Annotated in this window: 11 protein-coding genes and 2 pseudogenes; 11 read left to right on the top strand and 2 right to left on the bottom strand. The window is 68.3% G+C overall.

Features of this window, described 5'->3' with window-relative positions; translation table 11 throughout:
- Positions 1 to 165: 165 nt before the first annotated feature.
- From J7520_RS15935 to J7520_RS15920, 4 genes are read left to right on the top strand one after another with little or no spacing between them, the layout of a single operon-like run.
- Positions 166 to 2,118, top strand: a complete 1,953-nt coding sequence (locus J7520_RS15935) for a marine proteobacterial sortase target protein (protein WP_291190248.1) — start codon at positions 166 to 168, stop codon at positions 2,116 to 2,118.
- Positions 2,115 to 2,783 (top strand): class GN sortase, encoded by a 669-nt coding sequence (locus J7520_RS15930; RefSeq protein WP_291190245.1) that lies wholly within the window; start codon positions 2,115 to 2,117, stop codon positions 2,781 to 2,783. The genes J7520_RS15935 and J7520_RS15930 overlap by 4 nt, the downstream gene beginning before the upstream one ends.
- A gap of 32 nt (positions 2,784 to 2,815) precedes the next feature.
- The gene (locus J7520_RS15925; protein ID WP_291190242.1) at positions 2,816 to 2,947 is read left to right on the top strand and encodes a hypothetical protein; all 132 of its coding nucleotides are present in this window, start codon (positions 2,816 to 2,818) and stop codon (positions 2,945 to 2,947) included.
- 11 nt (positions 2,948 to 2,958) lie between these two features.
- The gene (locus J7520_RS15920; RefSeq protein ID WP_291190240.1) at positions 2,959 to 3,153 is read left to right on the top strand and encodes a hypothetical protein; all 195 of its coding nucleotides are present in this window, start codon (positions 2,959 to 2,961) and stop codon (positions 3,151 to 3,153) included.
- 284 nt (positions 3,154 to 3,437) lie between these two features.
- Here J7520_RS15920 and J7520_RS15915 read toward each other — a convergent pair whose 3' ends face one another.
- Positions 3,438 to 4,682 (bottom strand): aminotransferase class I/II-fold pyridoxal phosphate-dependent enzyme, encoded by a 1,245-nt coding sequence (locus J7520_RS15915; protein WP_291190236.1) that lies wholly within the window; start codon positions 4,680 to 4,682, stop codon positions 3,438 to 3,440.
- Between the two features lie 145 nt (positions 4,683 to 4,827).
- Between J7520_RS15915 and rsgA the strand changes: the two genes are divergently transcribed.
- The 4 genes from rsgA to J7520_RS15895 all read left to right on the top strand — a co-directional run bounded on the left by rsgA (position 4,828) and on the right by J7520_RS15895 (position 9,742).
- Positions 4,828 to 5,910, top strand: coding sequence for a ribosome small subunit-dependent GTPase A (gene rsgA, locus J7520_RS15910; RefSeq protein ID WP_291190233.1), 1,083 nt, complete (start codon positions 4,828 to 4,830; stop codon positions 5,908 to 5,910).
- A gap of 94 nt (positions 5,911 to 6,004) precedes the next feature.
- On the top strand, positions 6,005 to 6,529 hold the full coding sequence (locus J7520_RS15905; protein ID WP_291190230.1) for a hypothetical protein: 525 nt from the start codon (positions 6,005 to 6,007) through the stop codon (positions 6,527 to 6,529).
- A gap of 68 nt (positions 6,530 to 6,597) precedes the next feature.
- Entirely contained in the window at positions 6,598 to 7,971 is a 1,374-nt protein-coding gene (locus J7520_RS15900) for a delta-60 repeat domain-containing protein (RefSeq protein WP_291190227.1), read from the top strand.
- Between the two features lie 298 nt (positions 7,972 to 8,269).
- A complete protein-coding gene (locus tag J7520_RS15895; RefSeq protein ID WP_291190224.1) occupies positions 8,270 to 9,742 on the top strand; it encodes a hypothetical protein in 1,473 nt (490 codons plus the stop codon).
- A 208-nt stretch (positions 9,743 to 9,950) separates the two neighbouring features.
- Here J7520_RS15895 and J7520_RS15890 read toward each other — a convergent pair whose 3' ends face one another.
- On the bottom strand, positions 9,951 to 10,571 hold the full coding sequence (locus tag J7520_RS15890; protein ID WP_291190221.1) for a flavodoxin family protein: 621 nt from the start codon (positions 10,569 to 10,571) through the stop codon (positions 9,951 to 9,953).
- A 163-nt stretch (positions 10,572 to 10,734) separates the two neighbouring features.
- On the opposite strand from J7520_RS15890, the gene J7520_RS15885 reads away from it, so the two are divergent.
- The 3 genes and pseudogenes from J7520_RS15885 to J7520_RS15875 all read left to right on the top strand — a co-directional run.
- On the top strand, positions 10,735 to 11,613 hold the full coding sequence (locus tag J7520_RS15885) for a LysR substrate-binding domain-containing protein (protein ID WP_291190218.1): 879 nt from the start codon (positions 10,735 to 10,737) through the stop codon (positions 11,611 to 11,613).
- Between the two features lie 208 nt (positions 11,614 to 11,821).
- A pseudogene (locus J7520_RS15880) lies at positions 11,822 to 11,988 on the top strand (twitching motility protein PilT); the annotation flags it as partial.
- Positions 11,989 to 12,615: 627 nt separating this feature from the next.
- A pseudogene (locus tag J7520_RS15875) lies at positions 12,616 to 14,939 on the top strand (hypothetical protein); the annotation flags it as partial.

Raw genomic sequence — 14,939 nt, 5'->3', positions numbered from 1 at the left:
TCCGTGAAGTTGCGCGCCAGCTTCGCAGGCGCCGTCGCAGGGCGCAACGGCCGCGGCGCGTCTGCCCGCGATTCGCCACAAACCATCAGCGCGCCGCCCGCGCGCCGACGCCGGCCGCGCTTGGCCGCATCCTGCAATAGCGCTGCCGTCATCGGGAGAAACGACATGCGTACATGGCACGGAATTTTTGCAGCATGGCTGCTCGCCGCGTTCGTCGCGGGCAGCGCCTTCGCGCAGGAAAGCGGCTTCGGCGCGGTCAGCGCGCGCGATGCGCACGGCGCGGAGTTCGACCTCGCCGCACTCGACAGCGAGATCGACTACGCGATCGGCGGCCTCGTCGCCGAGGCACGCATCCGCCAGCGTTTCGTCAACCGCAGCGACGGCTGGATCGACGCGACCTATCTGCTGCCGCTGCCGGAAGGCGCCGCCGTGCACGACATGGAACTGCGTGTCGGCGGACGCACCATCGTCGGCGAGATCCGCGAGAAGGAGCAGGCGCGCGCCGAGTTCGTCGAAGCGGCCGCCAGCGGCCGCCGCGCGAGTCTGGTGGAAACCTCGCGCGCGCAGCTGTTCCGCACCGCGGTGGCGAACATCGGCCCCGGCGAGGCGATCGAGGTCGAGCTGCGCTGGTGGCAGCCGATCGCCTATCGCGACGGACGTTTCTCGCTGGCCCTGCCGCTCACCTACACGCCGCGCTTCGAGCCGGGCGCGCCGAACGCGGACGCCGGCGCCGGCCATGCCAGTACCGACGACGTGCACGCGGTCGCCGCGCCGACGGTGCGCGTGAACGTCGCGCTCGACGCCGGCGTCGCGCTGGCGGGCATCGACAGCCCGACGCATGCGCTGAAGACGAGCGGTTCCGGCTCGCGCCGGCAGATCGAGTTCGCCGACGGCGCGGTGCCGGCCGATCGCGACTTCGTGCTCGAATGGACGCCGCTGCTCGGCGCGATGCCGACCTCGAGCGTGCTGGTCGAGCCGTGGAACGGCGAGGCGTACGCGATGGCGATGCTGCTGCCGCCGACGCAGCTGCCCAATCCGCTGCCGCGCGAACTGATCCTGGTGATCGACACGTCCGGCTCGATGGAAGGCGGCTCGATCGAGCAGGCCAAGGCCGCGCTCGACCTGGCCTTGCAGTCGCTGCGACCGAGCGACCGCTTCAACGTGATCCAGTTCAATTCGGTGGTCGAGCCGCTGTTCGACGCCGCCGTCGCGGCGACGCCGGGCGACGTGCGGCTGGCGCGCGAATGGGTCGCCCGGCTGCAGGCGACCGGCGGCACCGAGATGGGGCTGGCATTGCAGCGCGCGCTCGCCGCGCAGGCGCACCCCGGCTACGTGCGCCAGGTCGTGTTCGCCACCGACGGCGCGGTCGACGACGCCAACGGCCTGTACGACGCGCTCGAACGCGGGCTCGGCGATTCGCGCCTGTTCGCGGTCGGCATCGGCAGCGCCCCGAATGCGCACTTCATCGAGCGCGCGGCGCGGCTGGGACGCGGCAGTTCGGTGGTCGTGCGCCGGCTCGAGGAGGTCGGCGAGCGCATGCGCGAACTGTTCGCCAAGCTCGACCGTCCGGCGCTGCGCGATCTCGCGCTGGCCTGGCCGGCCGCGGCGGAGAGCTATCCGCAGCAGCTGCCCGACCTCTACGCCGGCGAGCCGCTGCTGGTGGTCGCGCGACTCGGCGCCGCGCACGGCGAGCTGAAAGCCTCCGGTGCCAGCGTGGACGCGCCGTGGAGTGCTTCGCTGTCGCTGGATCGCGCGACGCCCGCGTCCGGCATCGCGCGCCTGTGGGCGCAGCGCAAGGCCGACGAACTGCAACGCCGGCTCGAACGCGGCGAGGACGTCGAGGCGATGCGCGCGGCGATCGTCCAGCTCGCGCTGGAGCATCACATCGTCACGCCGTACACCAGCCTGATCGCGGTCGAGCGCACGCCGTCGGCGCCGGCGGACGCGGAGGTGAAGTCGGTGCGCATCGCCAACGGCATGCCCGAAGGCAGCCTCGGCTTCGCCGCGACGGCGACGCCGGCGCCGTTGGAAATCCTGTCCGGCCTCGTCCTGCTCGCGCTGGCCGGCGCATGCGCCACGGTGGCGCGCCGGCCGCGCCGGCTCGGAGAACTGGCGTGACGGCGAATCGGCGCGCGCCGCTGGTCGGGCCGCGCGGCGCGCGCCGGCTCGCCTGTGCACTCGCCGTCCTCGCGGCGCTGCCGCTCGGCCATGCCGGTTACCTGCACGCGAAGGCGCAGCTCGCGCAGGTGCTGCTCGAACGCGCCTGGCATCGAGCGCAGCAACAGGGAACGGCGCCGCGGCCGTGGCCGTGGGCTGACACCGCGCCGGTCGCGCGCCTGCGCGCGGCCCGGCTCGGCATCGACCGCATCGTGCTCGACGGCGACTCGGGCCGCACGCTCGCGTTCGGCCCCGGCTGGGCGCCGGCCAGCGCGCGGCCCGGCACGCACGGTGTGGTGATGATCAGCGCGCATCGCGACACGCATTTCGGCTTCCTGCGCGACCTGCGGCAAGGCGATCGCCTCGCGCTCGATGGCGTGCGCGGCTCGCGCCGCTATCGCGTCAGCGACCTGCGCGTCGTCGACAGCCGCGACGGACTCGCCGCGCTGCCCGCCGGCGGCGACGGTCTGGTGCTGGTCACCTGCTATCCGTTCGACGCGATCGTGCCGGGCGGGCCGCTGCGCTACGTGGTCAGCGCGGTCGCCGACGACGACGTCAGCGAATTGTCATCAGCGGTCGTCGAATCGGCTCCGTCGTCGCGCATGGCGGCCATCGCCGCGCGCTGAAATGGCATCGCACCACCCCGATGAGGATTGCGATGAACACCGACCGTCCCGACCCCGATGCCCGCCTCGATGCGAACGCCGAATTGCACACGCGCGAACCGATGCGCGTCGTGTTCGCGCTGACCGCCCTGCTGCTCGGCCTGATTGCCGCGATTCAACCGTGAAGGAGCCCGCCATGAATGCCCACCTCTTCGACATCTTCCGTGCCGCGACGACACGCGCGCCGTTCCGCCGCGATGCGGCCTTCGACGATCTCGGCGATTCGTTCTGGCTCGGCGGCGAGGCGCAGGTCGCGCCGAGCGTGCTGGCGGAGGAGCGCAAGCCGGTGCATGACGACGATCTCGACGATCCGGAGTGGCTGGTGATCTGAGGAAGCGTCGAGCGAGTAGGTGTTTGCTGCATCCCGGTCCAGGCCGGGATGCTTTTTTTTTGTGCTGCGTCGGAAGACGCGTGCCGAGAGCGTGGGACGGCGAGCCTCAGCGATCTTGAAGATAGCCGCGCAACGCTGCGTCATCTCCGCGAGGCGGGGGTCCACGTGGATCTCCCGGCGAAATCGAGAACATGACGGATTCCCGCTTTCGCGGGAGCGACGGCGGGTGAAGTGCTTCGAGGAACCTGAGAGCCGGCAAAAGGCGGCCAGCGAGCGAGGAAGCGTCAAGCCACCCGTCGCGTCGCGCCGGCCTTCTCCGCGGTGCGCACCAGCTCGCGTTCGATCGCCGCGAACACCGTGTCGAGCACCGCCGGCTGCGGCAGCATCGTCACGCGGAAGTGGTTGCGCGTGGCGATGTTGAAGCTCGAACCGGGCACCAGGATGATGCTTTCGTGCTCGAGCAGGCTCAGCGCGAACGCTTCGTCGTCGAAGCCGGGCAGGCGCTCCGGGTCGACGCTCGGGAACGCGTACAGCGCCGCGTGCGGCGTCACCATCCGCAGGAACTCGCTCTGCGCGACGCCGCGCAGGATCGCCGCGCGCGCCTGGTGCAGGCGGCCGCCCGGCTGGGTCAGCGCGCCGATCTCGTTGGGTCCTTCGAGCGCCGGGCGGATCGCCCACTGCGCCGGCACGTTGCTGCACAGGCGCAAGGACGCGAGCAGGTCGAGCGCGTGCAGCAGCGGCTTGATGCGGCGCTCGGCGCCGGTGACCGACAGCCAGCCGACGCGGTAGCCGCAGGCCAGGTGCACCTTCGACAGACCGCCGTAGCTGATGCACGGCACATCAAAGGCGAGCGGTGCCAGCGGCTCGAACCGGGCGCCGTCGTAGAGCACGCTGTCGTAGATCTCGTCGCAGAGCAGGACCAGGCCGTGACGCTCGGCGATCGCCACCAGCGCCTGCAGGATCTCGCGCGGATAGACCGCGCCGGTCGGATTGTTCGGGTTGATCACCACCAGCGCTTTCGTGCGCGGCGTGACCAGGGCGGCGATCTCGTCCGGATCGGGCAGGTGCTGGCGCTCGGGCGGGCACTGGTAGTGCACCGGCACGCCGCCATTCAGGCGCGTCGCCGCGGTCCACAGCGGATAGTCCGGCGCCGGCACCAGCACTTCGTCGCCCGGATCGAGCAGGGCGCTCAACGACAGGCCGATCAACTCGCTGACGCCGTTGCCGAGGAAGACGCGTTCGGCCGCGGCGTCGGCGCCGTGGCGGCGGTGCTGCGCGGCGATCGCCTCGCGCGCTTCGAGCAGGCCCTGCTGGTGGCAGTAGGCTTCGCTCTGCGGCAGTTTTTCCGCGATCGCGTCGCGCAGATGCTGCGGCACGCGGAAGCCGAACAGGCCGGGGTTGCCGATGTTCAGGCGCAGGATCTGCCGGCCTTCGGCCTCCAGTTCGTGCGCGCGCCGGCTCAAGGGGCCGCGGATGTCGTAGCGCACCTGATCGAGGCGGGCGCTGACCGCCACCGTCTGCTTCTGCATCGCAACGTCCTGCTGATGACCGACCGGAACGGGTTGATCGACGATCCTAGCAGCGCCGCTGCGGCGGTGCATCAATCCGGCCACGGACAGGCAATTCATCATCGAAGCGACAGCGCGAGGGCGGATCGCCGCTAGAATCGCGCGGATGCAGACGACCTCCGACGACGAACAGCGCCTCGCCCGGATCGGCTGGCGCGCGTCGCCGTCGCCGGAAGCGGACGTCGCGCCGCCGCAGTTCCTCGCCCGCGTGGTCGCCCAGCACCGTGCCGGCTACCAGCTGCACGACGGCGAGTCGATGTTCAACGCGCAGCCGGCGGCCAAGTTCCTGAAGCGCGATCTCGACCCGACCCTGCGCCCGGCAGTCGGCGATTTCGTCGCCGTCGCGCCGGGCTCGCCGCCGACCATCGAGCGCATCCTGCCGCGTCGCACCGAGCTCAAGCGCGGCGCCGCCGGCGAGAACCACAAGCGCCAGATCATCGCCACCAACGTCGACGCGGTGTTCGTGCTGGTCGGCCTCGACGGCGACTTCAACGCGGCGCGCATCGAGCGCTACCTGCTGCTGATCCAGGGCAGCGGCGCCGCGCCGGTGGTCGTGCTGACCAAGGCCGATCGCACCGACGACGCCGAGGCGACGCGCGCCGAACTGCGCCAGCGCCTGCCGGTGGAGGTCGAGATCTTCGCCGTCAACGCGAAAGCCGCCGACAGCGTCGCGCCCTTGCTGCGCTGGCTCGGCCCCGGCGGCACCGCCGTGCTGGTCGGCTCCTCCGGCGCCGGCAAGTCGACCTTGACCAATACCCTGCTCGGCCACGAGCGCCAGGCCACCGGCGCCGTGCGCGAGCACGACAGCCGCGGCCGCCACACCACCACGCATCGCGCGCTGCTGCCGCTGCCGAGCGGCGGCTGCCTGATCGACACGCCGGGCATGCGCGAGCTGAAGCTGACGGGCGAAGAGGAGCTGGACGAAGGCCAGTTCGCCGACATCGACGAACTCGCGCAAAGCTGCCGCTTCGGCGACTGCACGCACATGAGCGAGCCGGGCTGCGCGGTGCAGGCGGCGCTCGCCGACGGCCGCCTCGATCCGGCGCGCTGGCAGAACTACCAGAAGCTGCGCGACGAGCTCGCCGCGGCCGCCGACACGCTCGAGGCGCAGCTGCGCCGCAAGAGCGAATCGCGCGTGCTGACCAAGGCGCTCAACCGCCGGCTCGGCGAGAAGTACGGGCGCCACTGAGCGGTCGCGCCGGGTCGCTTGACCGCGTTCGTGCCTAGGTCAAAGATGCACGGCGCGGCTGGCGCCATGCGCCCGCGCCGCGAAGGGGAGTCACATGGACGCTGAGCGCCTGAGTCTGCTGCGTCGGGTCGGTCTCTGCACGATCGTCGTGATCGCCGCCGCCGCGGCGCTCACGTTCGCCTTCGCGCTGACGACGACGCAGATGGGAACCCTGTTCTTCGCCATGCTCGCCGGCGCGCTCGGCGCCGAGATGTCGATCATCCGCCGGATTCCGAAGCTGAGCGGGAGCGAGGTGCACGGGCTGGTCGAGTCGTGGTGGAGCCTGGTGATTCCGCTGCTCGCCGGCCTGGTCATGGCCGGCATCCTCTATCTGGTCTTCATGGCCGGCATCCTGACCGGCGATGCCGGCGGCGGACTGTTCACCAGCAACCTGTTCCCGACCTTCACCGCGCCAGAGGGGAAGGAGCCGCTGAATCTGCACCTCGTGCTGGAAATCCGCCCGGTCTCGATCAAGGACTTCGGCAAGCTGATGGCCTGGTGCTTCTTGTCCGGCTATTCCGAGAAGTTCGTTCCGAGCCTGTTGCAGTCGCTCGAGCGGCGCGGCGGCGGCAACGACTAGCGAGCGTGGCGTGATCCCCATGTGCCCCGGTCCGCGTATGTCGGACCAGCCCACGAGGAAACACCGCCATGCGCACGAATCTGCTTCGCGCCACCCTGTCCCTGTCGATCGCCTTCGGCGGCGCGGCCGTCGCCGCCGACGGTTCGCCCGACGCGAGCTTCGGCACCGACGGCGAGTACCCCGGCCACGGTTTCTATCCGGGGCCGTTCGGCAACGACCGCAGCGATTCGATCGTCGCCGTGCTGCCGGCCGGCCAGCGGCTCTACCTCGTCGGCAACATGCAGAGCGGCGCCGACGAGTACCGCATGAGCGTGTATCGCCTCGGTGCGAACGGTTTCCCCGACTACAGCTTCGGCGACGCCGGCCTGCGCACGTACGTGCCGCCGTGCCCGGCCGGGCGCGTCAGCGACGCCGTCGTCGACGCAGCCGGGCGCTTGTGGCTGGCGATCGCCGGCTGCGGCGACTTTACTGTGTACCGCCTGACCGCCGACGGCGACCTCGACACCGGCCTGCTCGGCAGCGGCGTGCTGAACGTCGCCTTCGATCTCGGCGGTGACGGCGACGATCGCGCCAGCAAGCTCGCACTGTCGCCGGCGGGCACGATCCTGATCGGCGGCAGCGCGGCGGCGATGCCGGCGGCGAAACTGGCAATCGCGCAGTTCACGCAGGACGGCCAGCCGGTCGAGGGTTTCGGTGATGCCGGCCGCGCGAGCCTGGCGCTGTCGATCGCGCCCCGCTTCGTCAACGGCTTGCAGCGCATGGCCGACGGACGCATCGTCGCGACCGGCTACCGCCTCGGCAACGGCAACAGCCACGTCGAGTTCGCCGCTCGCCTGCAGCCGGGCGGCCAGGCCGACGCCGGTTTCGGCGCGGACGGTCCCGGCTACAGCGTCTATGACCCGCTGATGCTGCCGCAGCCGACCGGCGGCACCAGCGGCGGCAGCCTGGTGCTGCACGACGGCTCGATCCTGCGCGTCGGTGCCGTCGGCGGCGACTACTACCTCGGCCGCTGGCGCGCCGACGGCCAGCCCGACCTGACGCTCGGCGCCGACGGCATGCGCCGCTACGCGCTCGACTTCGCCGGCCCGGATCCGGTCAATCCGCTGCACAACAGCGACGCGGCCAGGCGCATCGTGCGCCAGGGCGACGGCAAGTACCTGATCCTCGGCCAGAGCTACGCCGGCGACGGCCGGCGCGGCATCAGCCTGCTGCGGCTGATGCCCGACTTCGAGCCCGACGCGAGCTTCGGCGACGGCGGCCGGCTGCGTTACCTGCTGCCGATCGCCAGCGACGGCGTGCACGAAATGACCGCGGTGACGTTGAACGTGCTGCCGGGGCGCGTCCTGGTCGGTGCGAACGTCGCCACCGGCGCGGGTCCGGCGCAGATACAGACCGTCGCGGCGCTCGTCGACGACTTGTTGTTCGCCGACGGAGTCGATTGAGCGTGCCTCGATCGTGTGTCGTCGGTAGCCGCGTCCGCGGCGAACCGGGCGATCCGCAGCGCGGGCGCAATCGTGCAATTGCCCCGGTCGGCAACTCTTACAAAATGCCAAATAGCGCTACGCAGGTCACGGACGGCCCGCGGGAACGCCGCCCTATACTCCGCCGGCGTCGACGCGGGGCAGAGGGGTTCCGCGCGACGTCGGCGGAAGTTTGGGGCAGGGGAACCAAGACTTCATTCAGCGCCCATGGCCCGGACTCCCATTTCCTGAGTGCATTCCGGCTTTTGGGAGAAAGCGCATGTCCACCCGGTTGAAGGCGATTCCATCCAGGGCGGTACTCGGTCTGGCCGTGGCGGTGGTGACGGCGGTTGCGAGCCTCGCCTCCACGAATTCCTCGGCAAGTACTGATCCCGCGCTCAGTTCCGAGCGGCGCGGCGTCGGAACGGAACCGATCCTCGGCGGCACCGGCGTGGTGATCGATCCGCGCAAGTCGCTGGCGATCACCGACCAGTCGATCCTGGCCGGTTTCTCGCTGTTCGAAACCATGAACACCCTGATCGCGCGCGGCGGCTCCACCATCGGCACGATCAACGACACCCGCGACTTGTTCCGCCGCTGGTGGGATACGCAGAACGATCACGCCAACCTGCAGTTCGCCGACCCCGTCGTCAAGCATTGCGACGATGCGGCGTTCGAGTCGTTCGACGCGTTTCCGTACGAATGCCCCCGGATCGAAGGTGCCGAAGCGAAGCTCGAGAACAATCCGTTCGACACCGTCATCGGAGACAGCGGCCAGGGCTATTCCGCGATCGGGCTGTTCAACCGCTTCGATCTCGCCGCGGCCGACGGTTCGGATTGCGGCGAGTACCGCATGATCTTCGCGCGCAATTCCGGCAAGACCAATGGCCGGAAGAGGAATCTGATCATCTTCGAGGCGGTCCTGCCGAATCCGACGCCGGCCCTCGGCTTACAAGGCTGCCTGCCCGTGGCGGAGTTCTGGCACGACCTTGCTTCCGTGAGTGCCGCCACGCGCGCCACGCGGCTGCACAAGTTCTACTTCGACGGCTTGGCCGGATTCTCTCCGGTGGTCCACCCGGACAACTACGGTGCCGGCGCGAGCGGACACGGGCAGATCCGCACCAACCAGTTCATGCAGAGCAACTGGATGCTGCGCGAGTTCAAGATGTCCCGGCAATGCCCGTCGCCGGGCGTGTGCACGCTCAAGATCACGCCGTCGACGGTGAAGACCAATCCGTTCGGCGGGCTGTTCAGCGGCGCGCACTCGAAGTCGGCCAACTTCCAGAACGACTTCGTCACCAACCAGGTGCTGCCGCTGACGACCGCCGACATCAACCTGTTCAACTATTTCCCGCCGGAGACCTTCAACGCCAAGGAAAGCGACGTGCAGGACGTGATCAGCGACTACACGACGCAGGCCAGTACGGCCTTCCGAAGGGCGATCACGACGAAGCTCGGCACGATCCCTGGAGCGACGGGATTGAACGCCACGCACGTGCTCAATCGCGCGCTGGCGCTCTCGTGCGCCGGCTGCCATTCCTTCGCCGTGGGCAGGGACATGGGCGGCGGGCTCGGCGCGTGGCCATCCTCGCTCGGCTTCACGCACGTTTCCGAGCAGGATTCCGACGTCGACAACAGCGGTCCGGACGGCCCGCGGTTCCGGATTTCCAATGCCTTGACCGACGTGTTCCTGCCGCATCGCAAACGCGTGCTGGAAGGATTCCTGGACGCCAACGGCGTGCCGGGGCCATGACGTGAGCGCAGGCCGAATGCGACGCCCGGCTTCTCGAGGGCCGGCGCCGCATTCGGACGGACGAAGGCGATCTTCGGCGGCCGAGCCGCGTGCCGAAGATCGTTTTTTCTTGCGGGGCAAGCTGCGACTCGTAGTCTAAGTGCTGCTCCGCGCATCGCCGATTGAACGTTCGCCGACGTGTTCGACCGACGCAGCGGTGCAACGTCCGTCAGTCGGCGGCCGCCCAGACCGTCGTGCTGCGCGGCGTGTCGGCGCGATAGTCCGAATAGGCGCGCGCGAAGAATTCGCGGCCGAGCGCTTCGGCCGCCGCCACCGGGTTGCGCGGATCGCGAACCACCTCGCCGCGGCGATTGCCGACGCCGTGGACGACGCCCACGAAGGACGAATGCGTGTAGCGCGCGAACTCCTGCATCTGATGCACGATGCCGAGCGCCACGCCCGGATAGCTCTCCTCCGACGCCACGCACAGGCCGATGCGCTTGCGCTGCATGCCGGCCAGTACCTCCTCGTGGCGCGGATGACCGGCGACGTAGTACTCGAACGCGCGATCCAGGAAGGCCTTGGTCTGCGCCGACATGCCGTACCAGTACACCGGTGTGCAGAAGACGACGCCGTCGGCCGGAAGGAAGCGGTCGAGGAAGAGTTCCGCGTAGCCGTCCTCGGCGACGCCCTCGCGCGGATTGCGCGTGTCGTGCAGCAGGTGGCCGATGCAGTCGTCGAGGAAGCACACCTGCGCACGGGTGCCGGCCGCCTCGGCGCCGCGCCGGACCACTTCGGCCAGCGTCGCGCTGTTGCCGTCGCGGCGCGGGCTGCCAATCAGGATGAGCAAATCCTGTTTTTCCTCGTGGATGGGTGTTCGAAGCGGCAAGGTCGTTCTCCGGAGCTAAGATGCGCGCATCGTCCTCGTCCGCTGCCAGGATTGGCAAACGACGATATTTTTCCCGGGATGAACTGAGTTCATCCGAGAGCCGCGCATGTTCGACCGCCTCCCGTTGACCGCCCTGCGCGCATTCGAGTCCGCCGCGCGCCTGCGCAGCTTCAAGCGCGCAGCCGCCGAACTGCACGTGACACCGACCGCGGTCTCGCATCAGATCCGGCTGCTCGAACACGACCTCGGCGTATCGCTGTTCGCTCGCTTGCCGCGCCGCGTGGAGCTCACCGCGCAAGGCCGCCAGCTGCAGGACCGATTGAGCGGCGCCTTCCTCGACATCGCCGACGCGCTCGCCGCCCTGCGCACGGCACCGATGCCCGGTGTGGTCACGGTGACGACGACCGATTCGTTCGCCGCGCTGTGGCTGGTGCCGCGATTGCACCGCTTCCGCGCCGCGCATCCCGAGGTGCAGGTGCGCGTGGAAGGTCGTCCCGAGGTCGTCGACCTGCGCGTCGAACGCAGCATCGACGTCGCAATCCGCTACGGCGGCGGCCCGGTGCCCGGACTCGTCTCGCCATGGGTATTGGAGGAACGCTTTGGCGTCTACGGCACGCCGTCGGTCGTCGCGGCGGCGGCGAAGAAAGCGCCCGCGCTGATCTCGGTCGCATGGCAGGACTCGACGCTGTACGAGGACGGCTGGCGCGAATGGTGCGAGCGCGCCGGCGTGGACTGGCTGCGTCGCAAGGTGCCGCTGCTCGAGTACAAGGAAGAGCATTACGCCTTGCAGGCCGCGATTGCTGGGGAAGGGCTGGTGCTGGCCAGTTCGGTGATGGTCACGGGCAGCGTGCGGGCCGGGTTGTTGAAGCCGTTCCGTGACGACGTGTGCGTCGATGGGAGTCGCTATCGTGCATTGTGTCTGCCGGGGCGCGAGCGGCAGGTTCAGGTCAAAGAGTTTCTCGAGTGGTTGGAGGCCGAGTCGGGTCGCATTGGAGGTGCCTAGAGGACGTAACGCGAGACAGTGTTGGGTTTCGACGGCAAACGCGCTGGGCTACAAGTGATCTTCGGACGACATGCTCGTGCTGGAGAGGGCAGTGGATGAAGCGTCTTGAGCGTACTGACATGCTATGGTCAATGAAGCGCACGCAATAAGGCGAAGGCATCGAAAAGGCTTTTAGGGATTGCTGCTTTGCATGGCCGGCGTTGTTGAAATCCGAAACCTGATCCGCGAGGACGAGGTCGCGCAGATGTATTCGGCGATAGACCGGCGGCCAATACAGTACCCGGACGCTGGATCAACGTGTACAGGATTTTTTGATGAGGCGGGGCACGGCAGCAGGCGAGGCAGTATGCGAAGAATAAGAAAATCTTCGAATAGCGAGGTCTGATAATAAGGTCTGGGCGGTCTTGGCGGGTGCTGCTGCTTTTGGTATTGGGGGGACTTATGAATAGATTGGAACGTGCAGTCGCGATGCACTCTGTGTCAGTGTCTGCAATCCGTTTTTTATTGATCGCGGCGGCGTTCTTCATGCTTCCGAAGCATGTGGAAGCTAGTGGGGCTTCTGTCCCTATTGCGTGGTGTGTCGCCGCAGGGGCCGCCTGCAATGATGCGCCTCCTCTTTATGGCGGGCCGACGCCGAATGAGTGGCTTCCCGCGGCGCAGCTTCAGTGTCAACGCTTTGCGGCGGCTCATGCATGGAATCGAGGCGCTGATTGCAACGTCGTCAATTCGATAGTTCTCGCTTGCTCGATCGATCAGCCGATTGTTCGGCCGCAATACATCGGTGCGAATTGGGCACAGGCGACATTCCGCCTGACCGCCAAGAACACCGCTGATGGTCTGGTTTGGGATGTCGGAGGGCCGGGGGCGGAGCGAGGCGGGCCGACCTGCGGCTGCCCTGACGGAGCGCACTTCGAGGCCGATGCCAAATGCTATTGCGATGTCGACCGGGTATGGAACGGCACGTCCTGTACTCCGACCTGCCCGGCCGGCACCCAGCGGTACATGGATACCTGCGTACCTCCCGTCGTCCCCAGCAAGAACCCGAACTGTCCTTCAGGCGTCGGTGGTCCGGCCGGAGTCGGCAACCCTTGCGCGCCGGGCACGGGCATCAAGACGCAGCGCGAAGCAGTCTACGTGCATCCGACCTTGGGTCTGGAACTGACCTATCTGTCGCGCAAGAAGGAAACCGTTCTCCCGAACTTCCCACACCCGTTCGGCCCCAACTGGACGTCGAACTACGACGCCAGCGTCATGAAGCTGTCTGCCGGGAAGGTCGGCGTCAGCCGGCCGAACGGCGAGGCCTTCGAGTTCCGTCCCTTGTCCGGTGGTTCGTACGAATCCGATCCCGACGTGGCGGATCGCCTGCAGGACATTCCTGGCGGCGGATGGCAATACTACGTAGGAGCGACCGAGCAGATCGAGCTCTACGACGCCGGTGGTCGGTTGACGAAACGCATCGAGAAGAGCGGCCGTTACGTGACGCTCACCTACAGCACGACAACGACACCTCAGACGGTCGCCCCCGCGGAGGGGCTGGTCATCGCCGTCACGGACGATGCCGGTCGGTCGCTCCAGTGGATCTACGATCTATCGGGTCGAGTGGCGAAGCTGATCGACCCTTTGCAGAACGAGATAACCCTCGCCTACGGAGGTGTCAGCGCGGTCGTGGTGGATCCGTCGCGAACCGACCGGTTGCTCACGTCCATCCAGTTCCCCGGTGTTTCGGGCGGGACGAAGGTTTTCTACTACAACGAGCAGGCTCGTACGTCTTCTGTGGATCGCCCCGAGTTCCTGACCGGCATCGGGGACGAAAACGGAGCGCGTTTCGCCAATTTCGCCTACGACGTGGATGGGTATGCGACTCTGACCGAACATGCGGGTGGTGCATCGCGGTACTCGATCACGTACGACACACCCAATGCTCAGGCGACGGTGACCGATCCGCTGGGTACTGACCGCGTCTACACCTTCGTCACGAAACAAGGCGTCGTTCGTACGGATGGTGTTTCCGATCTGTGCTCCGGATGCGTCCCGGCGCAATGGACCTACGACAACAACGGCAACGCGACAGCGCGCGTGGACCGGGGTGGCGATCAGAGTTGTTACGAGTACGACACCATCCGCAACCTGGAGACGAAACGCGTGGAAGGCGTCGTCGCCGGCCAGGTCTGCGACGTCACGGCCAGCATTCTTCCTGTCGGCGCCCGCAAGATCGAGACCGCATGGGATACGACGTTCCGGGTGCCGACCCAGCGCACGACGAAGAACGCCAGCGGCACCCTCGAAGCCAAGACGACCTGGACCTACAACACCCGCGGCCAAGCGACGGCCCGCTGCGAACTCGACCCCGCCGACGCCCCGGCGATGAGCTATACGTGCAGCGCGACGAGCGCCCCGCCCGCCGGCGCGAAGGTGCGCCGCACGGTGACGACCTATTGCGAACCGGCCGACGTCACCGCCGGCACCTGCCCGCTGGTCGGCCTGGTCCGCTCCGTCAACGGCCCGCGCCCGGCCAGCGATACCGGCATGACGACCGGCCAGGACGATCTCACCACCTATACCTACTACCTGACCGACGACGCGACCTGCGCCAGCAACGGCGCCTGCCCGCACCGCAAGGGCGACCTGTGGAAGGTGACCAACGCGCTCGGCCAGGTCACGACCTACGTCACCTACGACAAGAATGGCCGCGTCACGCGCACGCAGGACGCCAACGGGACGTATACCGACTTCGCCTACCACGTACGCGGCTGGCTGACCGACCGCAGCGTGCGCGCCAACGCCACGCCGGGCGTGGGCGATGCCACTACCCACATCGACTACGACGCCGTCGGCAACGTCACGAAGGTCACCCAGCCCGACGGCGCCTTCCTCGCCTACACCTACGACGACGCGCACCGGCTGATCCGGATCGCCGACAACCAGAACAACACGATCGACTACTGCCCCGGCGGCGTCGGCAGCGCGCAGTGCCTGGACGCCGCCGGCAACCGCCGCGTCGAGCAGATCAAGGATCCGTCCGGCACGATCAAGCGCGCCCTGAGCCGCAGCTACAACCCACTGAGCCAACTGGTGCGCCTGAACAACGCGGCCGGCGCCGCGGTCGAGCTGTCGCAAGGCCTATCCGCCCCCGGCGTCGCCGACGGCTACGACGGCAATGGCAATCGCGTGTTGCAGCAGGACGGCCTCGGCATCACCACCCAGCAACGCTACGACGGCCTCAACCGCCTGGTCGAGACGATCCAGAACCTCGCCGGCGTCGACACGGCCACGGCCAATACCACCACCGGCTACGTCTACGACACGCGCGACAACCTGCGCCAGGT

The organism is Dokdonella sp., from assembly GCF_017744955.1.
Classification (GTDB): Bacteria; Pseudomonadota; Gammaproteobacteria; order Xanthomonadales; family Rhodanobacteraceae; genus Dokdonella_A.
The sequence above is the reverse complement of the archived record's forward strand: the minus strand, read 5'-3'. Positions and strand labels throughout refer to the sequence as shown.